Source organism: Bacillus sp. FJAT-49711, from assembly GCF_018343715.1.
GTDB lineage: Bacteria > Bacillota > Bacilli > Bacillales > Bacillaceae_C > Lederbergia.
Genome location: NZ_JAGYPL010000003.1, coordinates 1 through 22530, shown reverse-complemented (window position 1 = coordinate 22530; position 22530 = coordinate 1). Strand labels below are relative to the sequence as shown.

The 22530-nt window shown below is 38.9% G+C and carries 23 protein-coding genes, 8 tRNA genes and 1 rRNA gene; 30 read left to right on the top strand and 2 right to left on the bottom strand.

Going from position 1 to position 22530, the window contains the following annotated elements; genetic code table 11:
* Positions 1–72 precede the first annotated feature (72 nt).
* From KHA96_RS14125 to KHA96_RS14100, 6 genes are all read left to right on the top strand, one after another.
* Positions 73–855: a hypothetical protein gene (locus KHA96_RS14125; RefSeq protein ID WP_213129991.1), complete on the top strand. Its 783-nt coding sequence runs from the start codon at positions 73–75 to the stop codon at positions 853–855.
* A gap of 343 nt (positions 856–1198) precedes the next feature.
* Positions 1199–2272 (top strand): D-alanine--D-alanine ligase, encoded by a 1074-nt coding sequence (locus KHA96_RS14120; RefSeq protein WP_213129990.1) that lies wholly within the window; start codon positions 1199–1201, stop codon positions 2270–2272.
* A gap of 156 nt (positions 2273–2428) precedes the next feature.
* Entirely contained in the window at positions 2429–3805 is a 1377-nt protein-coding gene (locus KHA96_RS14115; RefSeq protein ID WP_213129989.1) for a UDP-N-acetylmuramoyl-tripeptide--D-alanyl-D-alanine ligase, read from the top strand.
* 226 nt (positions 3806–4031) lie between these two features.
* On the top strand, positions 4032–5489 hold the full coding sequence (gene cshA, locus KHA96_RS14110; protein ID WP_213129988.1) for a degradosome RNA helicase CshA: 1458 nt from the start codon (positions 4032–4034) through the stop codon (positions 5487–5489).
* Positions 5490–5953: 464 nt separating this feature from the next.
* Positions 5954–6436, top strand: coding sequence for a PH domain-containing protein (locus KHA96_RS14105; protein WP_213129987.1), 483 nt, complete (start codon positions 5954–5956; stop codon positions 6434–6436).
* Positions 6429–7895, top strand: a complete 1467-nt coding sequence (locus tag KHA96_RS14100; protein WP_213129986.1) for a PH domain-containing protein — start codon at positions 6429–6431, stop codon at positions 7893–7895. Before KHA96_RS14105 ends, KHA96_RS14100 begins: the two co-directional genes overlap by 8 nt.
* Before the next feature lie 356 nt (positions 7896–8251).
* Here the strand turns inward: KHA96_RS14100 and KHA96_RS14095 are convergent, their stop codons facing one another.
* Entirely contained in the window at positions 8252–8851 is a 600-nt protein-coding gene (locus KHA96_RS14095; protein ID WP_213129985.1) for a rhomboid family intramembrane serine protease, read from the bottom strand.
* 129 nt (positions 8852–8980) lie between these two features.
* On the opposite strand from KHA96_RS14095, the gene acpS reads away from it, so the two are divergent.
* The 14 genes from acpS (at position 8981) to KHA96_RS14025 (ending at position 20274) form a co-directional block, all read left to right on the top strand.
* Entirely contained in the window at positions 8981–9337 is a 357-nt protein-coding gene (gene acpS / locus KHA96_RS14090; RefSeq protein ID WP_213129984.1) for a holo-ACP synthase, read from the top strand.
* Between the two features lie 214 nt (positions 9338–9551).
* Complete coding sequence (locus KHA96_RS14085) at positions 9552–10568, top strand: LolA family protein (protein WP_213129983.1); 1017 nt, start codon at positions 9552–9554, stop codon at positions 10566–10568.
* Positions 10569–10914: 346 nt separating this feature from the next.
* Complete coding sequence (gene alr, locus KHA96_RS14080; RefSeq protein WP_213129982.1) at positions 10915–12048, top strand: alanine racemase; 1134 nt, start codon at positions 10915–10917, stop codon at positions 12046–12048.
* Between the two features lie 330 nt (positions 12049–12378).
* Entirely contained in the window at positions 12379–12660 is a 282-nt protein-coding gene (locus KHA96_RS14075) for a CopG family ribbon-helix-helix protein (RefSeq protein ID WP_213126417.1), read from the top strand.
* Positions 12661–12664: 4 nt separating this feature from the next.
* Positions 12665–13015 (top strand): type II toxin-antitoxin system endoribonuclease NdoA, encoded by a 351-nt coding sequence (ndoA, locus tag KHA96_RS14070; protein WP_213129981.1) that lies wholly within the window; start codon positions 12665–12667, stop codon positions 13013–13015.
* Between the two features lie 162 nt (positions 13016–13177).
* The gene (locus KHA96_RS14065; protein ID WP_213129980.1) at positions 13178–14011 is read left to right on the top strand and encodes an RsbT co-antagonist protein RsbRA; all 834 of its coding nucleotides are present in this window, start codon (positions 13178–13180) and stop codon (positions 14009–14011) included.
* Complete coding sequence (locus tag KHA96_RS14060) at positions 14008–14364, top strand: STAS domain-containing protein (protein ID WP_213129979.1); 357 nt, start codon at positions 14008–14010, stop codon at positions 14362–14364. The genes KHA96_RS14065 and KHA96_RS14060 overlap by 4 nt, the downstream gene beginning before the upstream one ends.
* A gap of 3 nt (positions 14365–14367) precedes the next feature.
* Positions 14368–14769, top strand: a complete 402-nt coding sequence (locus KHA96_RS14055; RefSeq protein ID WP_213129978.1) for an anti-sigma regulatory factor — start codon at positions 14368–14370, stop codon at positions 14767–14769.
* A 15-nt stretch (positions 14770–14784) separates the two neighbouring features.
* Positions 14785–15792: a PP2C family protein-serine/threonine phosphatase gene (locus tag KHA96_RS14050; protein ID WP_213129977.1), complete on the top strand. Its 1008-nt coding sequence runs from the start codon at positions 14785–14787 to the stop codon at positions 15790–15792.
* A gap of 71 nt (positions 15793–15863) precedes the next feature.
* Positions 15864–16193, top strand: coding sequence for an anti-sigma factor antagonist (locus tag KHA96_RS14045; protein ID WP_481748242.1), 330 nt, complete (start codon positions 15864–15866; stop codon positions 16191–16193).
* Positions 16193–16666: an anti-sigma B factor RsbW gene (gene rsbW / locus KHA96_RS14040; protein WP_213129975.1), complete on the top strand. Its 474-nt coding sequence runs from the start codon at positions 16193–16195 to the stop codon at positions 16664–16666. Before KHA96_RS14045 ends, rsbW begins: the two co-directional genes overlap by 1 nt.
* Positions 16644–17438, top strand: a complete 795-nt coding sequence (gene sigB, locus KHA96_RS14035; protein ID WP_213129974.1) for an RNA polymerase sigma factor SigB — start codon at positions 16644–16646, stop codon at positions 17436–17438. The genes rsbW and sigB overlap by 23 nt, the downstream gene beginning before the upstream one ends.
* A complete protein-coding gene (locus KHA96_RS14030) occupies positions 17435–18031 on the top strand; it encodes a PP2C family serine/threonine-protein phosphatase (protein WP_213129973.1) in 597 nt (198 codons plus the stop codon). Before sigB ends, KHA96_RS14030 begins: the two co-directional genes overlap by 4 nt.
* Before the next feature lie 80 nt (positions 18032–18111).
* On the top strand, positions 18112–20274 hold the full coding sequence (locus KHA96_RS14025) for a Tex family protein (protein WP_213130605.1): 2163 nt from the start codon (positions 18112–18114) through the stop codon (positions 20272–20274).
* A gap of 57 nt (positions 20275–20331) precedes the next feature.
* Here KHA96_RS14025 and cmpA read toward each other — a convergent pair whose 3' ends face one another.
* A complete protein-coding gene (gene cmpA / locus KHA96_RS14020; protein ID WP_213129972.1) occupies positions 20332–20445 on the bottom strand; it encodes a cortex morphogenetic protein CmpA in 114 nt (37 codons plus the stop codon).
* An 87-nt stretch (positions 20446–20532) separates the two neighbouring features.
* Between cmpA and KHA96_RS14015 the strand changes: the two genes are divergently transcribed.
* The 10 genes from KHA96_RS14015 to KHA96_RS13970 form a co-directional block, all read left to right on the top strand.
* Positions 20533–21003 carry a SprT family protein gene (locus tag KHA96_RS14015; RefSeq protein ID WP_213129971.1) on the top strand — a complete coding sequence of 157 codons (471 nt, stop codon included), beginning with the start codon at positions 20533–20535 and terminating at the stop codon, positions 21001–21003.
* Between the two features lie 101 nt (positions 21004–21104).
* Positions 21105–21176: transfer RNA gene (locus tag KHA96_RS14010), tRNA-Asn, on the top strand.
* A gap of 175 nt (positions 21177–21351) precedes the next feature.
* A tRNA-Ser gene (locus KHA96_RS14005) sits at positions 21352–21442 on the top strand.
* Positions 21443–21461: 19 nt separating this feature from the next.
* Positions 21462–21533: transfer RNA gene (locus KHA96_RS14000), tRNA-Glu, on the top strand.
* A gap of 35 nt (positions 21534–21568) precedes the next feature.
* Positions 21569–21644: transfer RNA gene (locus KHA96_RS13995), tRNA-Asp, on the top strand.
* Between the two features lie 94 nt (positions 21645–21738).
* Positions 21739–21813 (top strand) — tRNA-Gln (locus tag KHA96_RS13990).
* Positions 21814–21883: 70 nt separating this feature from the next.
* Positions 21884–21967 (top strand) — tRNA-Leu (locus KHA96_RS13985).
* 97 nt (positions 21968–22064) lie between these two features.
* Positions 22065–22141 (top strand) — tRNA-Arg (locus KHA96_RS13980).
* A gap of 11 nt (positions 22142–22152) precedes the next feature.
* A tRNA-Gly gene (locus KHA96_RS13975) sits at positions 22153–22226 on the top strand.
* A gap of 86 nt (positions 22227–22312) precedes the next feature.
* Positions 22313–22530, top strand: a 16S ribosomal RNA gene (locus KHA96_RS13970); the annotation flags it as partial.

The window sequence follows — 22530 nt, the reverse complement described above, 5'->3', positions numbered from 1 at the left end:
ATCTGTTATGATAGAATCAACTTCAAAGATGGAGCCATACACAACCTTTTGATTAGCAATGGAGGGCTTTTCTTGAAAAAACATGTATCGGATCGCGAATTGATCTATGTACATATGAATAATAATGACCATTTTGTTCTTTCATATGGAATTGAATTTGTTGAATTTATTTCCGGTATTCCTAATCAAATCCCAAATGCATTATTAATCCGTCATAAAGTAAAGGATAGTCACTATAATATGCATACAATGTTGGAATATATCGATGAGGAAATGATTGAAAATCTACTTGAAGAAGATGTACATAGTTATGGCGATTTTTGCTGGATAGATTTTAATGATGAGGAACATTTAAATCTATTAAGTGGACAGGAAATAGCTGAAATCCTTTATTTGGGGCATCGTAAAGAACATTTAAGACTCCCTTTTTATGGAAAACTAAGAAATAACTTTGCCTATCTTGCTGGAGACGATGGTTGGTTTAATAAGACCTACTATAAGGATTGGGATCCTTTTTTTACAATGCTAGGCTCAGCAATAGTCGGTAAAATAAATAATCAAAAGGAAAAGCCTCTCTTTTTTAGAGTGAAAAAGAAAAGTATTCCTCCAATACCAAAAGAAATCCTTCATCCTTATGCTGATTTTATGAAAGAAGGAATTGTTATTTCTATTGAAAAAGCTGTCCGCAATAGGTTTACGATAGAGGTTCCAGTATGGGTAATCGGAGACTTTTTTGATATGGATGCTATGTACGAGGAATACGAAATGCTTGGTGAAAGAAAAGCTGATGGAAAACTTGTTTTTGATCGTAAAACGGGTGAATGGCAAGCTTTTGCGGCGTACTCATCATCGTAAACGGGAAACGGCAAAGCGTGGGCTCACTGAACAGTGGTTCCACGTTTTTTTTTAGTAAAGGAAGGATGAAATTTTATTTGATCTTTATGCCGAAGGAAGTTTTTATTGTTTAACTCCAGGGGCCTTGCGCTTTTCCAACCTCGCCGTGTTTCCTTTATCTCGTCAGAAGCTTAAAAAGTTTGTACGTCGCTGAACAGATACTTGTGCTTTTCTTGACTATTTGATAGAGCACCAATGAAGCTTTCGCCCATATACTATAAAAAGAAAATCAGAAGAATTCATTTAGATTATGTCCCTTCTTCATGGTAAAATAAATAACATCTGCATTTCATGGAGGATTATTATGAAAACGAATATTTGTTTATTATACGGTGGAAAATCGGCAGAACATGAGGTTTCCTTACAAACAGCCAAGGCAGTTATTAAAGCTTTGGATACGAATAAATTTGCTATTCATCCTATTTTTATATCAAATGAAGGTAATTGGATTAAAGGCCCGGAATTAAATGGTCCTGTTGATAATGTGAAGGAATTAGAATTCCATAATGCAGGAGAAGAAGTAGGACCTAATGCATTAAGTACAAAAATTTCGCCTGCGCATAAAGGGAGCTATGATGTCGTATTTCCGCTTTTGCATGGTCCGAATGGTGAAGATGGAACAGTACAAGGGATGTTGGAGTTATTAAATATTCCTTATGTTGGAAATGGCGTCCTTGCTTCCTCAGCAGGCATGGATAAAGTCATCATGAAAAATATATTTGCACAAGCGGGTCTAGATCAAGTGAAATATGTTTCTTTTATTCGCAGTTCATGGGATTTGGATCGAGAAAGTTCTTATGATCACGTGGAATCGGAAATAGGCTATCCTTGTTTTGTCAAACCGGCTAATCTTGGTTCCAGTGTAGGGATAAGTAAATGTGAAAATCGTAATGAATTGGCTGAAGCATTTGTAAATGCATTTAAATTTGATCGGAAAATTATTATAGAGGAAGGTGTCTCGGCCCGAGAAATAGAAGTAGGCGTTCTCGGAAATGATTTTCCGGAATGCTCAGTCGCCGGAGAAATTGTTCCAAATAAAGGATTTTATGATTATGAGTCTAAATACTCTGATGGTGATACGGCATTAATTATCCCTGCAGACATTCCCGAACACCATTATAATGAAATAACGAAAATGGCCATCAAGGCTTTCAAAGCCCTCGATTGCTCTGGACTTGCTAGAGCTGACTTTTTTGTAACGGAAGAAGGGCGCATCATTATAAATGAAGTAAATACAATGCCTGGTTTCACTCCGTTCAGTATGTTTCCCCTTTTATGGAAGCATACAGGAGTTGAATACCCAGAATTGATTGAACGCTTAGTTAAACTTGCTGTTGAGCGCCATAAGGAAAAACAGAGTATTATTCATACGTTTTAATTAGAAAAAGGTGAAATTCACTTATCGTAGGGTAAAGTGCATGCAGTTTGCTAGTCGATAGGCACTCAAGGCGGGCATTTAATAAAGAAATTCAATACAGGCTGTCCCATTCGTGAAATTGAGTTTGGGACAGCTGTAATGTTGGGGGGATTTATGATGATAAAGCGTACAATAGAGCAGTTGGCAACAATGATAAAAGTGGATAATGATATAGCACCATTTCAAGATATTGAAATACGAGGAGTGTCATTTGATACTAGGCAGAATATGGAGGGAACTTTATTTGTTCCGTTAAAGGGAGAGGCTAATGATGGACACAAATATGTAGATGCTGCATTTGCCAAAGGTGCCGCAGCCGTCCTTTGGCAAAAGGATGTGCCAAATCCGCCTTTAAATAAGCCTGTTTTAATCGTTGAAGATACGCTTCGCTCCCTGCAAGATCTAGCACATTCCTATCGCAAGCAGACCGCTGCAAAAGTAATAGGGATCACGGGAAGCAACGGAAAGACAACAACAAAAGATATTGTCGCAGCTGTCTTTTCAGAAACGTTCAAAGTGCATAAAACAGATGGGAATTTTAATAATCATATTGGCCTGCCTTTAACAATTTTAGGTATGGATGAAACAACTGAAATTGCCATTCTTGAAATGGGGATGAGTGGCAAAGGGGAAATTTCATTATTAACGAAAATTGCACAGCCAGACGCAGCCATTATTACAAATATTGGAGAAGCACATTTGCAGGATCTGGGTTCCCGTGAAGCGATTGCCAATGCGAAATTGGAGATTATTGATGGACTTCCGAAAAACGGTTTATTAATTTATCCCGGCAATGAACCATTATTGATTAAAAAAATTAGCAGTCTTAAACAGTTCCATACGTGTACGTTTGGTGAAACACGTGAAAATGATTTATATCCAGAGGAAATCAATATCGTAGAGAATGGAAGCTCCTTTATCGTTCCTGGACTTTCTGATGAAACATTCTTTCTTCCCATTGCAGGAAAGCATAATATAATGAACGCGCTGGCGGCGATTCTCGCTGCGAAAGAATTTTTGATTCCATTAACTTCTATTCAAGAAGGTTTGAAATCAGTAAAATTGTCAAATATGAGAATGGAATGGCATGAAGGTATAAAAGGAACGCGTATTTTAAACGATGCGTATAATGCTAGCCCAACTGCCATGAGAGCTGTCATTTCTATGGTTGAAAATTTGGCCGAGGATCGTGAAAAAATTGTTGTATTAGGCGATATGCTAGAACTTGGTGAAAAGGAAGAGGAATTCCATAAGCAAATTGGGGAAGATTTGGATCCAAATAAAATTAAATATGTGTTTACGTATGGTCCACTAGGGAAATATATAGCTGCCGGTGCAAAAATGCGCTTTCCAGAGAACAGAGTGTACGAATTTGAGGATAAAGGAAAGCTAATTGACACATTGACAGAGAAAATTGAAGGCGATGAACTTATCGTTTTTAAAGCTTCAAGGGGTGTAAAACTAGAGGAAGCAGTTAAATCTGTGCTTGTTTAATATGTCTGGATAAAGAACGACTGTATGGAGGAAAATAAAAAAGATCGTTTAAAGCGTTAAGACTACAATTGTATTCAAAAACGTTTAATGATAGAATAATCAACATCGTTTACAATTTTTCACGGCAGTTCTTTTAAGAAACAATTGCTTTTTAAGCAGATAACCTGGGAAAATCCGGGAGAGACAAAAGTCTCAATTTGAAGTATTCAAAGGAGATTGAGTAGCATTGACGAAGTTTGCAGATTTAAATTTAAGCCCTGCTCTTTTAAAAGCAGTCAATAGAATGGGCTTTGAAGAAGCAACACCTATACAAGCAAAAACCATTCCATTAAGTATGGAAGGTAAGGATTTAATTGGCCAAGCTCAAACTGGTACGGGGAAAACAGCTGCTTTTGGAATTCCGCTTATTGAAAAGCTTGATGTGAAATCCCCACATGTACAAGGAATAATTATCGCACCTACACGGGAGCTTGCCATACAAGTTTCTGAAGAATTATATAAGATTGGCATGGACGCTCGAGCACGGGTTTTGGCAGTTTATGGAGGATCCGATATTCAACGTCAAATTAGAGCTTTGAAGAAAGGTCCACATATTATCGTTGGTACTCCAGGGAGAATTCTGGACCATATTAATCGCAGAACGTTGAAATTGGGTAATGTTCATACGCTTATTTTGGATGAAGCGGATGAAATGCTTAATATGGGATTCATTGATGATATTGAGTCTATTTTAGAAACGGTTCCTGAAGATAGACAAACGCTTCTTTTTTCAGCGACAATGCCGGATCCGATTCGCAGGATTGCAGAACGTTTCATGAAGTCTCCTGAAACTGTACGCGTTCAGGCTAAGGAAATGACAGTACCTTTAATCGAACAATTTTTTATTAAAGTACCTGAAAAAGAAAAGTTTGATGTCCTTGCAAGATTGATTGATACACAATCACCTGAGCTAGCCATCGTTTTCGGCAGAACGAAGCGTAGAGTCGACGAGCTTTCGAACGCTTTAACTGTAAGAGGGTATACGGCTGAAGGAATTCACGGAGATCTTAGCCAAGCAAAACGCTTATCCGTATTAAAGAAATTTAAAGAAGGAAAAGTGGATGTGCTTGTCGCAACGGATGTAGCTGCAAGAGGATTGGATATTTCGGGAGTAACACATGTTTACAACTACGATATTCCACAAGATCCTGAAAGTTATGTACACAGAATCGGAAGAACGGGTCGTGCTGGAAAAGAAGGAATGGCCATTACGTTTGTCAGCCCTCGTGAAATGGGTTATCTTCGTATTGTAGAACAAACAACAAGGAAACGTATGCAGCCAATGCGTCCGCCAACTTGGGATGAAGCTCTTGAAGGGCAGCAGCGCATTACGATGGAGAAGCTTGAGGAAACGATTAAAGAAGGCAACCTAGATGAGTACAAAGCAACTGCTAATGAGTTGCTTACGGAGCATGAAGATGCCGTAACGGTTATTGCAGCAGCTTTAAAAGTTTTGACGAAAGAGCCTGATAAGACTCCAGTTCATATTACTGAGGAACGTCCATTGCCACAAAAACGCGACCAATTTAAAGGTGGAAGCCATAGTAGTGGTGGCGGCAACCGTAATAGACGCGGAAAATCTGGACAGCAGCCTTACAAAGGAAATCGCAAACCTCAGCGAAGACCAAGTGGAAGAAGACCATAAACTACGATTGACTTCCATATAGAACTCGCTAAAAAAGGCGTAAGCGATCATACGAAATCATAAGTTCACATATCTTATGATTTTCCAAAAGCAATCGGTGCAAACGTGAAATGCCGGTTGCTTTTTTATTTGTTTAGAAAGTGATAAATAAGATCCTTGTGGATGGTTTTCTCGGAAATACCCCATTCTGTGATAAAGTTTAGCTGCAGGCGTATAATTCCTAAGGCTATAGAAATGCAGAATTTTTTGCTTCAAAAAAACATTTGCTTTTTTCAAATGCTGCAGAATATGGGATAGGATAGAGCTGTGACATACATTTTGTTGGAGAAGCGGGCAGGTCGCTGCCTGAATACATACAATAGGAAGTTGCGCTCTTATGCTTCCTCTATAGGCACCTGCGGAAAAATGAAATTGAAACTCTTTATTATGTAAAACGTAAATAAAAGGGACAAGGGGGTTTTTAAATGGATATAAAACAACCGGCAAAACAAATCTCAATACTAGGGTTAAAAGTATGGAAAATAACCGGATTCATATATTCGTTAATATTATGGATTGTTGCTATTGGACTAGGAGCATTAGTTTATGTATTTGATTGGCCAATTTGGATTACCATTGCAGCTGGTATATTAGTGTTGATTTTAACGATTATGAATATTTTTATTGTTCCGGCCATACGGTGGAAACGTTGGAGATATGAAGTGCGGGAACAAGAAATTGAACTTCAACATGGAGTCTTTGTCATAACTAGAACACTCGTACCAATGGTCAGAGTTCAACATGTAGATACAGTTCAAGGGCCGATATTACGAAAATACAACTTGGCGACAATTGAAATTTCCACTGCGGCAACAAGGCATGAAATACCAGCGGTTGATTTAGAAGAAGCAGAGGAATTAAGACATGCCATTTCAAAATTGGCAAGGGTGGCTGAAGATGATGTCTAATCCAAATCGACTCCATCCTATAACAATCGTTTTATCGGTTTTGAAAAATGTGAAAGAAACGATTATTCCTATCGTTTTTTATTTCATTGTCTTCATTGTTCGGGATGATATGAAAGATGGAATTCAAATTGAAGGATTCGGTCCGTGGCTGCAGTATGTTCCGTACCTTATTCTTATATTAATATTTTTATTAATGATAGCCTCAGGAATTATTAAATGGTACCGCTATACTTATAGAGTGGAAGATATGGAACTCCGGATTGAACATGGATTATTCGTAAAAAAGAAACGCTATATTCCTTTTGAACGGATCCAAAGTCTAGACTTTTCTGAAGGTATTTTCCATCGCCCTTTTGGACTTGTAAAAGTAAAAGTGGAAACGGCAGGGGGAAATAGTGAAAAGTCGGAAGCTGAAATGAGTGCAATCAAAAAAGAAGACGCATTGGCACTTAGAAGGATTATAACAGAATCAAAGAATAGAGAAAAAACTTCCGATGAAATTGTTGAAGAGATTTCAAAGCAATCTATTTTATATAAAATTTCACCTAAACAACTTTTATTTTTTGCATCTACTTCTGGGCGTGTCGGCGTAGTTGTATTCGCCGTTCTTGGATTTGGCAGCCAGTTTGATGAACTTATTCCATTTGATAAGATTTTTAAAGAGATGGAGCATGTTGCAAAAGCTGGATACACTATCATCGCCATACTCGTTGTAATGGGTTTACTCCTTGCTTGGCTAGTATCTGTTGTAATGGCATATTTAAAATACAATGATTTTACACTGGAAAAAGTCGGGGATGATCTTGTTATTACGAGAGGTCTATTGGAAAAAAGGACAACGACAATTCCAATTAAAAGAGTTCAAGCAGTAACGATAAAGGAAAGTCTACTAAGACAACCGTTTGGATATGCCAGTGTCTCCGTCGAGTATGCAGGGGGCTCTATTTTAGATGAAAATACGGAAGGTCTTATCATCCCCGTTGCAAAGAAAAAGAACATTGGAAGAATACTGCAAGATACACTATCAGACTATATGTTTGATGTTGATTTTATTAGTGCGCCAAAGCGTGCCAAGAGACGTTTCTTCCTTATTAAAATGTTTGCTGCTGCCATTTTAACAGGTGTACTATCAATTTGGCTATGGCCATATAGCCTAATAGCCACTTTATTAGTCGGTGGTGCATGGATTTTAGGTTTGCTTCAATTTAAATCTGCGGGCTGGAATCTTAGCGAAACTCAGCTTGCATTAAGATACAGGGGAATTGATCAACATACGACATTTATGAGAAAAAATCGCATGCAGTCATTAGGCATGTCCGCAAACTGGTTTCAAAAAAGAGCGGATCTTGCTACGATTGAAACTTCCGTTATGAGTGGGGGATCTGCTGATTTTACCGTAAAACATTTGAATTTAGAAGATGTACGAGAAATTTACGAATGGTATCGACCGGCTAAATAGTAATAGTTACAAAAATTCATGCAAGCATCTCCTTTTATTTTCTATCATTTGATTTCTCGTCAAAACAAGAGAAAGTATCGCATTTGATTTACAGGAAATGAGGAGTTACGCGAATCTAATAAATATTTTTAATTATAACCACTCCTCTCATCTCCTTACCTATTGGAAAAATCAAAAGATATATTAGCATCAGGATATAGCAGAAAACAGCGCGGCGCTATTTAGAGTTGGATGCCAGAACTTTTACTTTTAGTGGAAATGTTGAAACTTGAAAAGCCTTTGGATCGCTGTGATATTGCTTCCAAAGGCTTTTTTATTATGCAATTATGGCTTTCATTCACAAGGTGCACAACCGGCTAAAAACGAATGGAGCGATAATGAAGTAGGATTCTACCAATAAGAAATCCGCTTATTAATCCAAAAATATGGCCAGTAATATTAATATTTGATTGGAAAAATGTCATGATGACACTGATGATAGCGATCGGAAGAATGACTTGTCTTCCTTGAATGGGCATAGAATCTTTTTTAACCATAATAACAGCTAGATAAAACCCAAACAGTCCAAATATTGCCCCGCTTGCCCCGATATGTGTATAGTATGGAGGTTGAATGTAAAGAGTCGCAATGTTCGCGCCTACACCGCTAGCTAAATAGACAAGGGTAAACATAAATTTACCAAGTGCTTTTTCTAGCGCCGGACCAAATAACACAAGTGAAAACGAATTAAATAATAAATGGGAGAACCCAACATGGACAAAAATAGGGGTAATGAGTCTCCAATATTCCCCTTGTTGAATGAGAAGATTCACTCCCGCCAGCAATTCTAGTATCCAGTTGTGGGGGAAGATGGGTGTATGCATAATAATAAATATTAAGATTTGAATTGCGATAATAGCAGAAACAATCGAATACAATTTAAGAAATTGCCCGAAACTTTCAGTTCTAACAAACATGCCGATCGCTCCTTTTGGAGAATATCCTTTTTTAATTTTAGCATATAAATCTAAACATACGCGAATGACAAATAGAGGGCAACTATTAATTTATACGCTATATAACTTTTTTTAGAAGGGAAGTTTGACATGATCATTGGAATAGGGATGGATCTAGTAGAAATAGACAGGATTGAGCAGCTGCGCATGAAGCAGGCTCGATTTCCAAAGCGAATTTTAACGAATACAGAACTAGATGTTTATGAATCCTTAAATGAAAAAAGAAAGCCGGAATTTTTAGCCGGACGATTTGCTGCAAAAGAAGCTTACTCTAAAGCTCGTGGTACTGGGATCGGAAGTGAACTTTCATTTTTAGAAATTGAAATTGTGGCAGACGAAAAAGGAAAGCCTGTTATCACAAAACCTGAATTTGGTCGCGTGCATTTATCCATAAGTCATACAAAATCATATGCAGCTGCGCAAGTCATTATTGAAACACTAGACTAGAATAAAATCTATGCATGAAATTCTATGGTCTATTGTCAGGGTTTGTCTCATATATTTTTAGTGCGTTAGGAGAGACAAGGTTTTGGCTGTGGGATGGATTGCCACGTTGTGCGGAACGGCTCGCGGATTAAAACAATGGTACTGGACAATTTCCCAGCAGCCGGCTTTCTCTCTTCTTTTCATGGTCAAATGAGACAAAAAAGGGGTTGAAGGAATGAGAAAGGGGTTACGGCTATTTTGGTTGCTGCTCGCTTCCATCGCTGTACTTTCTGCTTGCGGAGCAAAGTCGCAGGAGGATGTGACAAAAGGGCTGCAAAAAAAGGTAGGTGATTTAAAAGGATACAAGGCAAAAGCTCAAATGACACTAACAGTTGGGAATGAACCACAAACCTACGAGATTGATGTTTGGCATAATAAACCAGGTGATTATCGAGTTCATTTGAAAAATGCTAAAAAAGAACAAAGTCAGATGATCCTTCGTAATAAAAGTGGTGTATATGTTTTGACCCCAGCTTTAAACAAAAGCTATCGGTTCCAAAGTGAATGGCCGCAAAACAGCAGCCAAGCCTATTTGTATGAATCTCTAGTGAGAGATGTAAAAGAGGATAAAGAGGCTAAGTTTAAAGCAACTAAGGATCATTATGTATTTACAACAAAGACACGTTACCAAAATAATAAGATGCTTCCTACTCAAGAAATTACTTTTAAAAAGGGATCGCTTGAGCCGGTTAGTGTGAAAGTGATGGACACGAATCAAAATCCAGTAGTAACGGTTAAATTTTCCAATGTAGAATTTAGTCCGAAATTTGATAAAGGTGCATTTGATACGAAAAAGAATATGACAAGTGCACAACTGGAAATTCCGGTCATGTCCAACAATACTGACAGTGAATTTACTGTTAAATATTCGATGGCTGAAATTCCTGGAATTACTTTCGAGGAAGAATCAGCATACGATACCGAAAATGGTAAAAGGGTTTTACTGACCTATAGTGGCGAAAAGTCGTTTACACTTATACAAGAAATGGCTGAAGTCATTCCGACAACCTCTATGGAAATGATCGATATAAGCGGAGAAATGGTTGATCTTGGATTTTCCATTGGGGCCATGACGGAAGACTCCATTACATGGAGTGAAGATGGCGTCAATTATGTTCTGCTTTCCTCTGATCTATCACCGGATGAAATGGTTATGGTTGCACAATCAGTACAAGGTGGATCTATCAAATAAGAATTGCATTCGGGCAGACCTTTTCCATCCGAATCGGTCTGTTTTTCTTTTTGCGTCATTTATGTCTAGCTCCAGTGCCTATCGACTAGCAAACTTCTTGTCCTTTTCCCTACGATAAGCCAACATCTATTCGCCTTTGACTCATCGTGTTTCCCTTATCTCAAGTCTTGGGCCAGAAAAGGAACGTCGACTAAAACCCGCCACGTCCTTTGGCGACGTCGACGGACCCGCATCCTGTGGGGCGGTACGTCGATGAACAGGCGCTTTCACTTTTCTATATTGACATATTCCTATTAGAGTTTGATAATCAATAATATTATTGAACATCGTATGGGAAGTGACCGTCATGGAAGAAAAGAATATTTTTTATCGTGAAACCTGGGCAGAGATAGATTTAGATGCTTTACATTCTAATATTAGTCAGATTCGTGAATATCTTCCTGAGAACATGAATATTTTTGCGGCTGTTAAAGCTAACGCTTATGGTCATGGTGTTATCGCGACCGCAAAAACAGTGCTGGCTGCAGGTGTTCACGGTTTAGCTGTCGCTTTTTTAGATGAAGCAATAGCGATTAGAGAAGCAGGAATTACAGCTCCAATCCTAGTATTAGGAGCTACGAGAGCGGCAGATGCAGGGATAGCTGCTATTCATAATATTTCACTTACTGTTTTTCAAAAAGACTGGATTAAAGAAGCGGAAAAGGTAATTCCTCCTGAGTGCAAACTTCGCGTTCATATAAAATGTGATACTGGAATGGGACGGATAGGAGTAACGGAAGAAGATGAGCTTCGCCAAATAGATGCTTTGCTGCGTCAATCAAGCCAGTTTATTTTAGAAGGTATTTTTACACACTTTGCCACCGCGGATCAGCTTGATGAAGCTTATTACAATAAACAACTTTCCCGTTTCAAGTATTTTTTACATTGTCTCGAGGCACTTCCTCCTTATATCCATGCTGCGAATAGCGCGGCGGCGCTCTGTCATGCGGATTCTTTTTTTAATACGGCGAGAATAGGAATTGCTATGTATGGATTAACTCCTTCCGAAGAAATAAAAGATCTTCTTCCTTTTACGAGAAAAGAGGTATTTTCTCTCCACACTAAAATTGTGCATGTGAAAAAACTTCAAGCAGGGGAAAAAGTTGGTTATGGTGCAGATTATACAGCTAGCGAAGATGAATGGATTGCCACTATCCCAATTGGATATGCTGATGGATGGATACGTAAACTTAGAGGCTTCAAAGTCATAGCTGATGGAGAACTGGTACCCATTGTTGGAAAAATCTGCATGGACCAGACAATGATCAAACTTCCAAGAAAAATGCCAGTCGGAACACAAGTCACCCTAATCGGAAAACAAAAAAACCACTTCAATTCCGTAGACGACGTAGCAAAAAAACTCGAAACCATCAACTACGAAATCACCTGCACAATCACCAACCGCGTCCCTCGCATATACAAAGGCCGGGGAATCGTTTGAAAGTTGTATGAAAGTTGTATGAGAGTTGTATGAGAGTTGTTTGAGTGCCAGGCACTCAAACAACTTCGGAACAAGTCTGAATTGTTCGGTAATTATTTCGGTGCTTAGCACTCTCTTTGCGAACATTTTAAAAATTTATCGAAAAAAAGCAGGAGTTTTACGGAAAATGGAGAAAAGTATGTATTAGTAATCGTTTTCTAGGAGGATACTAAGAAAAGTGTATGTGTCTTAAAGAGGAAGGAAGGCTAATTTACTCTTTGCAGGGAACGTGTTTGATGGTATGATAATCAATGAATGAAATGGCTTGTAGTGATGGTGGAGGTGTAGTCGTTGTCTGAATCCAGCGCAACAACGGAAATTATTATTCGATTGCCGCAGCAATTGATTGCTGAAATGGACGGTTTTGCAGAAATGGAAAATGTAAATCGCAATGAATTTATTTATCGTGCTACAAAAATGTATCTTCGTGAAAGAAGAAAGCGCCAAATTGTTGAGTCGATGAGGCGCGGCTACATGGAAATGGCCAAAATTAATTTGGCGATTGCGTCGGAAGCAATTCAGGCGGAATATGAGGCAGAAAACACAGTTGAACGTCTCGTCAGCGGGGGATAAGTCCTTGGCCGTTAAACGTGGTGACGTGTATTTCGCCGATTTATCTCCAGTGGTAGGATCGGAGCAAGGCGGTGTCCGACCTGTACTAGTTATCCAAAATGACATTGGCAACCGGTTTAGTCCCACTGTAATTGTTGCTGCCATAACAGCGCAGATTCAAAAAGCAAAGCTGCCTACCCATGTGGAAATTAATGCTAAAAAATACGGATTTGAAAGAGACTCAGTCCTTTTGCTTGAACAAATCAGAACGATTGATAAGCAACGTTTAACAGATAAAATCACTCATCTGGATGAAGAAATGATGGAAAAGGTGGATGAGGCCCTGCAAATTAGTCTTGGACTCATAGATTTTTAAGCGCTCTGTTTTTGGCAGATGCGCTTTTTTCATACAATATTTTCGAATTGCCTATATCTTTTTACCTAATTATGTAAGATGTAAGTGACAGTAATTGTCTTTATACGCCAACTATTGATAAAATTGAATACAAAACTCAATCGACAAAAAGGAGATGGGGTATTGAATAAGGAAATTGTAAATTTTATTAAAAAACGAGAAGATGATATTCTAGAATTATGGATGGATGAGATGAAAAATATTAGTGATGAGCGAGCAATTAATATTATCTCTGATCAAGTATTCTATAATACTAGTAAAGAATTTTTGGAACTTCTCATTTCGAGTATTTTAGATTCAAATGAAAAATACTATGATAAAATTGGGAACTTTGCGGAAAATGTTGTGCGAATTGGCTGGCCCTTAACCTTTTTAACAAAGGGTCTAAGAACATTAAGCAATATTTTGTATGAAAAAATGGTATCGGAAAGTAATTTAAACCATGAGCAAGCAAATGAATTGCTAATTGGTTTAGATAAATGGTTAACGCCAATTTACGATGAAATGATTGAAACATATTCAACAACATGGGAAAGAACTTTTTCATTGCAAAAAATTGCATTGCAAGAATTGTCAGCTCCGTTAATTCCTGTTTTTGAAAAGATTTCCATTATGCCGCTTGTCGGAACAATTGATACGGAAAGAGCAAGATTGATAATGGAGAACTTGCTAACTGGCGTTGTTAAACATAGAGCGGATGTTGTGCTCATTGATATTACCGGTGTCCCTGTTGTAGATACGATGGTGGCACATCATATTATACAAGCAGCTGATGCCGTTAGACTTGTAGGAGCTAAGTGCATGATTGTCGGAATTAGGCCTGAAATAGCCCAGACGATTGTAAACTTAGGAATTGATCTAGATCAGATCATTACGACAAGTACATTGCGGAAAGGCATTGAAAAGGCACTCGGTTTTACAAATAGAAAAATGGTGACGGTGGAGGGGTCAGCTTGAGAATACCAATTTTAAAGCTTCGAGACTGCTTGCTCGTTTCAATCCAATGGGAATTGGATGATCAGACAGCTTTGCAGTTTCAAGAGGATCTATTGCATAAAATTCATCAAACAAGTGCCCGTGGTGTAGTAATCGATATTACATCTATTGATTTTATCGATTCATTCATTGCTAAGGTATTAGGTGATGTAATTAATATGTCCAAGTTAATGGGAGCAAAAGTTGTCATTACGGGCATTCAGCCAGCTGTTGCGATCACTCTAATTGAATTAGGCATTCGCTTGGAGGATGTTGTCACGGCCCTCGATTTAGAAAATGGTTTGGATAAATTAGAACAGGAATTGGGGGACTAGCCTATGGAACTGCAGTCCTGCGTAAAAATATTAAATGAATGGGACATCGTAGCAGTTCGCCAATTAGGCAGAAATGTGGCTAAAGAGCTTGGATTTGGGACAGTGGACCAGGCGAGAATCACGACTGCGATTAGCGAATTGGCCCGTAATATATTCCTTTATGCCGGTCAAGGCGAGGTATGTATTATTAAAGAGCAGCAAAACAGCAAAAACGGGTTGAAAATTATTGCGAAGGACAACGGTCCCGGAATAGCTGATATTCGTAGAGTTATGGAAGATGGTTACACAACATCTGGAGGTTTGGGAGCCGGACTGCCTGGTGTTAAACGCCTGATGGATGAATTTGATATTCAATCAAAACTAAATGAGGGCACTGAAATAATTGCAGTCAAATGGCTCCGTTAGAAGGAGTGGATTGGTATGGATTTCAGGGATACGATTCAATCGAAATATAAAGACATCATGAATAACTACTTAAAGGATCAAAATGAACAGAGTCTTTATCAAGCACAAAAATTAAGCAGGAAATTAATTGAACATCATATCGCTCCGGAAGAAATTATTAGTCTTCATAAAACGATAATGATGGAAAACATCCTTACTCAAAAAACCTTTAGTGATTCCTTCGATATTTTACTAGAAGTCATGATTGGATATGGCTTGTCTTATCGAGAACATCAAAGCCTTCGAACAGAACAAATGGCTTTGAAAAGTGAGATTGAAGTCGCGGCTAGTATGCAGCAAACTTTACTTGGAACATCTATCCCAAAAGTTGATGGGCTTGATATTGGTTCTATTAGTGTGCCGGCAAGACAGATGAATGGTGATTATCATCATTTTGTGAAAGATGAAAATCAATGTTTAGGGATTGCGATCGCAGACGTAATCGGGAAGGGGATTCCGGCCGCGTTATCGATGTCGATGATAAAATATGCGATGGACAGTCTTCCGGAAAATCGACACAGCCCAGGTGCAATACTAGAAAGTCTCAACCGAGTAGTTGAACAAAATGTCGACCCTAGTATGTTTATTACAATGTGTTATGGAGTCTATAATCCATGGTATCATAAATTTCTTTACGCATCTGCGGGACATGAACCTGGACTATTTTACTCATCAGAGAATCAGAATTTTCAAGATTTAGGTGGTAAAGGCTTGCTTCTCGGGATTGATAAGAAAACAAAATACAAGGAATATGAATTAAACGTTTCTAAAGGTGATATGATCATTCTTCTTTCTGATGGAGTGACTGAATGCCGTACAAAAGAAAAATTTATAGAGCGTGAGGATTTACTCGGGTATATTGAAAAATACATACATTTGCCTTCACAAGAAATGGCAACAAATATTTATAAGGATTTTGAACGACTTCAGGAATTTGAGCTAAGAGATGATTTTACACTCATTATTTTAAAAAGAACGGAATAAAATGTTTTATTGCTATTTAAGAGGGTATGTATAATAAAGCAATATAAATGTTTTAAAAGGGGTGGATGTTTGTGAATATTTCGATAAGTTTAACCGATACAGGGAGTGCACTACACGCAAAACTAGAAGGAGAAATAGATGCTTATACTGCTCCTAAAGTGAAGGAATCTCTTCAACCCTACGCGGAAAAAGCTGAGGTCAAAATGTTTGTCGATTTAACAGACGTTTCCTATATGGATAGTACGGGCCTAGGCGTGTTTGTCGGTTTGTTTAAAACATTGAAGTCAGTAAATGGGGATTTAATTTTAACAGGATTGTCTGATCGTTTAAAACGGTTATTTGAAATAACTGGATTAGCTGATGTGATGAACATCAATACCGAGGTAGAGGGTGGAGTGTAATGAGGGAAGCTTTTGACTACATCGAAATGAAGATACCCGCAATGCCAGAGTATGTAGGCGTAATTCGGTTAACATTGTCTGGAATTGCAAGCCGAATGGGGTTTACATATGATTTAATAGATGATTTGAAAATCGCTGTAAGCGAGGCAATTACGAATGCTGTACAGCATGCATATAAAAAGGACGAGGGCGGGGAAATTGTCGTTGGCTTCGGCCTGTATCAGGATAGACTGGAAGTGATGGTAGCCGATTCGGGCAAAAGCTTTGATTTGAATAAAGCACGTGATGAAATGGGTCCTTACAACGAGAACAGCCAAATAGAATTTCTTCGTGAAGGGGGTCTAGGACTTTATTTAATCGAAAGTTTAATGGATGAGGTAAAAATTCATCATAACGAAGGGGTAACGGTGTTTATGACCAAATACCTCGAAGGAGAGCAGGTGGAGAGGAATGTCGAAACAATCTCAACCTGATCAGGTGAAAATTCAAGTCAATAAATGGATTAAGGCATATCAACTTCACGAAGATGAGGAAGCACAAAATAACCTAGTTCTTCACTATAAAAATTTGGTTGAATCCATTGCTCGTAAATATTCAAAAGGAAAATCCTTTCATGAAGATATTTTTCAAGTAGGAATTATTGGCCTGCTTGGTGCAATACGTCGGTATGACGAGTCATATGGGAAGACCTTTGAAGCATTTGCCATCCCAACGATTATTGGTGAAATAAAACGCTTTTTAAGAGATAAAACGTGGAGTGTTCACGTGCCGCGCCGCATTAAGGAACTAGGTCCAAAAATAAAATCAACAGTTGAAGAACTTACGATAAGGCTGCAGCGATCACCACAAATTCATGAAATTGCAGAATACTTGGAGGTCTCCGAAGAGGAGATTTTGGAAGCAATGGAGATGGGGAAAAGCTACCAGGCCTTATCTGTAGATCACTCAATTGAGGCGGATGCGGACGGGAGTACCGTAACATTATTAGACATTGTCGGAAATGTCGACGAAGGTTACGAGAAAGTCAATCAAAGACTTGTCCTTGATAAAGTTCTCCATGTATTATCGGACAGGGAAAGAATGATCATTCAATATACGTATCTGGAAAATATGAGCCAGAAAGAGGCAGGCGATATGCTTGATATCTCGCAGATGCATGTATCACGACTGCAAAGACGGGCCATAAAGAAATTGCGAGAAGCTATTTATGCAGAATCCTTAAATACGGAGAGCTTTCCCTTATGATTCATCTTGAAAATGAATATTCAGAAGTGCATGCCTTCCAAACTGCAAAGGATAGTAACGTGTTATGCGGCGATAGCTTTTATCTAACATTGAATGAAGATTACGTTCTTTGTGCACTTGCCGACGGGCTAGGGAGTGGCAAGTATGCCCACGAAGCTTCTCAGGCGGCAGTATCTGTAGTTAGGTCAAATCCGGAGGAAAGTGTCGACACTCTAATGGATTTTTGTAATAAAGTACTGCTAAGAAAACGTGGAGCTGCTGTTGCTATTTTTAAAGTGGATTTTAAGAAAAAAGAGTTTGAATACAGTTGTGTAGGCAATATACGTTTCTATATGTACACGCCTGCTGGAAAACTTATATATCCAATGCCCGTCACTGGCTACTTGTCAGGTAGACCGCAAAAATATCGGACACAAAAATATTCGTATGAATCAAAGTCCAAGTTTTTGATCCATACGGATGGATTTGTCAATGTGAATACAAAAGATTTACTTAACGGCTGTCAATCTATCCCCGCTTTGGTTGCTCATTTGAAAGCAAAACAAGTGAATACATCGGACGATATGTCGTTTATTGTTGGAACCTTGCTCTAATGAGCAGGGTTTTTTGCTTTTAGACCGTTATGTTAATATAGAGTAAGACAAGAAAGAAATGAGGGAAGACCGTGATTGAAATGGCAAATAAAGAAGAGACTTTGCTTCGAAAAATAGCAGGGGAGCTTCAATTAACTAAAAAACAAATTAACAGTGTGATTCAATTACTAGAAGAAGGCAATACTGTACCTTTCATTGCCCGCTACCGTAAAGAAATGACCGGTGCACTTGATGAGGTGCAAATTAAAGAGATTATGGACAGTTGGACGTATTTGCAAAATTTAGAGCAGCGAAAAGAAGACGTGATCAGATTAATTGAAGAACAAGGTAAGTTAACGGACGATTTAAAACTTCAAATTAATAAGGCGGATAAACTTCAGTTAGTCGAGGATCTGTATAGACCATACAAACAAAAGCGACGTACAAGAGCAACGATTGCGAAGGAAAAAGGGCTTGAACCATTAGCAGAATGGATGCTAAGTTTTCCTGTCAGTGGAAGTATGGAAGCTGAGGCTGAAAAATACATTTCAGAGGAAAAGCAGATATTATCTAGTTTGGATGCCGTAAAAGGGGCACAGGATATTATTGCCGAGCAGGTTTCTGATGATGCTTCATTTCGTGAATGGATTCGAAAAGAAACATTTCAAAATGGAAAAATCATTGCGGTTGTAAAAAACGAAGAAAAAGATGAAAAAAAGGTTTTTGAAAACTATTATGATTACGAAGAACCAGTTAAACGAATCGTTCCACATCGTGTGCTTGCTTTAAACCGTGGGGAAAAAGAAGACATACTTCGTGTTTCTATCCAATCGAATACGGAACGAATTTTTTCATTTCTACATAAAAGTGTGCTTGAAAAAGAAAATTCAATTGCCGCAGCGGAAATTAAAGAAGCAATCGAGGATGGATATAAACGATTAATTGAACCAGCTATTGAGAGAGAAATACGAAATGAATTAACTGAGGCAGCGGAAAATCAAGCCATTCATATTTTTTCGGAAAACTTAAGAAAGTTACTATTGCAGCCCCCATTAAAAGGAAAAGTCGTCCTTGGGGTCGATCCCGCTTATCGAACCGGCTGCAAATTGGCTGTAGTCGATGAAACAGGCAAGATGCTTTATATCGATGTCATCTATCCACACCCACCAAAGGCTAAACTTGCTGAAGCAAAGGAAAAAGTGCTAAATGTTATTCGGAAATTTGGTGTGGAGCTCATCGCCATCGGGAATGGAACTGCTTCACAAGAGACCGAACAGTTTACAGTTGACGTGCTTAAAGAGAACGAACTGGATATTGCGTATATCATTGTGAATGAAGCTGGAGCGAGTGTCTACTCCGCATCTGATCTAGCAAGGGAAGAGTTTCCTGCTTTACAAGTAGAGGAAAGAAGTGCCGTTTCAATCGCGAGAAGATTGCAAGATCCATTGGCAGAATTAGTGAAAATTGATCCAAAGTCAGTCGGTGTTGGTCAATATCAACATGACGTTTCTCAGAAAAAATTAAATGAATCGTTAACGTTTGTGGTAGAAACCGCCGTAAACCAAGTTGGAGTTAATGTAAACACTGCTTCTTCCTCCCTTTTGCAATATGTTTCTGGATTGAGCAAAACGGTCGCTAATAATATTGTGAAATTTAGAGAAGACAACGGTAAGTTTAACAATCGTAAGCAATTATCAGGTATTCCTCGCCTTGGAGCCAAAACATATGAACAGGCTATCGGATTTATGAGAATTTTAGACGGCGAGGAGCCGCTAGATTTAACACCGATTCATCCTGAAAACTATAATAGCGTGAAAAAACTTTTAAAAAGGCTTGGTTTTTCAACAAGTGATATCGGAACTGAAGAGCTTGGGAATTCATTGAAAGAAATGGACATGAGCGTTATTTCGGAAGAGTTAGGACTTGGAGTTTTAACACTTCAAGATATTGTAGATGCGTTAATGAAACCGGGACGTGATCTGCGCGATGAGTTGCCAAAGCCGCTTTTAAAGAAGGATTTACTTAAACTGGAAGATTTAAAGCCTGGGATGGAATTGCAAGGAACCGTTCGAAATGTCGTTGATTTTGGAGCGTTTGTTGACGTTGGTGTGAAAGAAGACGGACTTGTACACATTTCCAAACTAAGCAACCGCTTTGTAAAACATCCTTTAGATGTAGTTTCTCTAGGGGATATCGTAACAGTATGGGTTGAAAATGTAGATGTGAAAAAAGGAAGGCTTTCACTCACCATGCTCAAAAAATAGGTGAAGTAATAGGCGCATAGTTTAAGTTCTAGGGTACAAAAGAAAACACTGCTATTCTCAATTAGCAGTGTTTTTTCTATAAAAAAACCAGCATTGATTAAGTAATTTAATTTGATATCTATTTTTTTCGAGAAACGCTTTTTGAATCTGACTTTGAAACCAAGTAGGCATACGAATAATCCTCCTATTGAATATTCGTTTCCCCATATTGTATGGTAAAATGGATTGTCTCGTTCGAATAATATTGGAGGGGGAAAAATGACAAATGAAGAACTTCAGTCATTGACTGAAGAAATTTCAGCAAGGTTTTTTCGAAAGCCTTTTAAACATTCTGCGTTTTTTAACCCTCGGCTCCGTACCACAGGTGGGCGATATATGCTTTCTTCCCATAATATTGAAATAAATCGTCATTATTATGATGAACATGGTTTTGATGAATTGGTAGGCATCGTAAAACATGAATTATGCCATTATCATTTACATATAGAAGGAAAAGGCTATAAGCACGGCGATAAGGATTTTCGGGCTTTAATGCAGCAGGTAGGAGCACCGAGGCATTGCTCGCCATTGAGTCAGGGTGAAAAAAGACAAACTTCATTGAAAACATATTTTTATAAATGTATGAGCTGCGGTCAAGGTTATCGTAGACAGCGAAGGGTCAATACGAATCGTTATGTCTGTGGTAAATGTAGTGGAAAGTTAGAAGAAGTTATGAAAAAAGCCGAATAGTTTTCGTTCCTATAAGGAAGTAGTTTTATTTAAATGAATTTTTTTGTTTTAGAACTATTGACAGTTAGTACATCCCTTATTATAATCGGAAGAGTCATTAATCCGCAGTAGCTCAGTGGTAGAGCTATCGGCTGTTAACCGATCGGTCGTAGGTTCGAATCCTACCTGCGGAGTTGGTGGAAAAGCGGAAAAGCCCGTTTAGCCCTGACATTCCCGAGGAGGTAGTACTTTAACCACCACAGGGAATTGACTTGGCAGGCTCAACCAGCGACGGCCTGTCGCTTCGCCTGCACTAGGACATCCTGTCCTTCGTAATCTCGAGGGGCTGGGCTTTGAAGCTGGACAAATGGGGAAGTACTCAAGTGGCTGAAGAGGTGCCCCTGCTAAGGGTATAGGTCGCGTAAGCGGCGCGAGGGTTCAAATCCCTCCTTCTCCGCCATACTTACATTATTAATTTTGGCCCCTTGGTCAAGCGGTTAAGACACCGCCCTTTCACGGCGGTAACACGGGTTCGAATCCCGTAGGGGTCATTTGTATTATTGCTTTAACTATCTTTCCATTTAATGGTCCCGTGGTGTAGCGGTTAACATGCCTGCCTGTCACGCAGGAGATCGCGGGTTCGATTCCCGTCGGGACCGCCATTAAAAAAAGAAGACTTTTCCTTTTACATAGAATCCAAAGTATGTTATTATAATAACCTTCGATTCTATTTTTATTGTTCGAAAAGTGAATGATTGGGCTATAGCCAAGCGGTAAGGCAACGGACTTTGACTCCGTCATTCGTTGGTTCGAATCCAGCTAGCCCAGCCAAATGTATAATAAAAAAATGTTGACAAGCATTTGTTGTGATGATAAGATAGATCATGCGCTTTTGAAAAATGCGGTCGTGGCGGAATGGCAGACGCGCTAGGTTGAGGGCCTAGTGGGGGTTAACCCCGTGGAGGTTCAAGTCCTCTCGACCGCACTAAGGTTTTTTCGCAACAGCGAAAATAACCTACCTTTAATGCCTCCGGCAAAATAACTTTCCATATTAAAGAGAAAGTAATTAACTTCCTATAAATGCGCCCGTAGCTCAATTGGATAGAGCGTTTGACTACGGATCAAAAGGTTAGGGGTTCGACTCCTCTCGGGCGCGCCATTTTATATAATGCGGGTGTAGTTTAGTGGTAAAACCACAGCCTTCCAAGCTGTTGATGAGGGTTCGATTCCCTTCACCCGCTCCAAATATGTTTGATCTTTGAAAACTGAACGAAACAAAACGTCAAAAATTATTTTTTTGCAAGACCAGCTAATGAGCTAAATCAACTACTTATATGAGAGTTTGATCCTGGCTCAGGACGAACGCTGGCGGCGTGCCTAATACATGCAAGTCGAGCGGATCTTTAGGAGCTTGCTCCTAAAGATTAGCGGCGGACGGGTGAGTAACACGTGGGCAACCTGCCTGTAAGACTGGGATAACTTCGGGAAACCGGAGCTAATACCGGATAACTTCTTTCCCTGCATGGGGAAAGGTTGAAAGACGGTTAT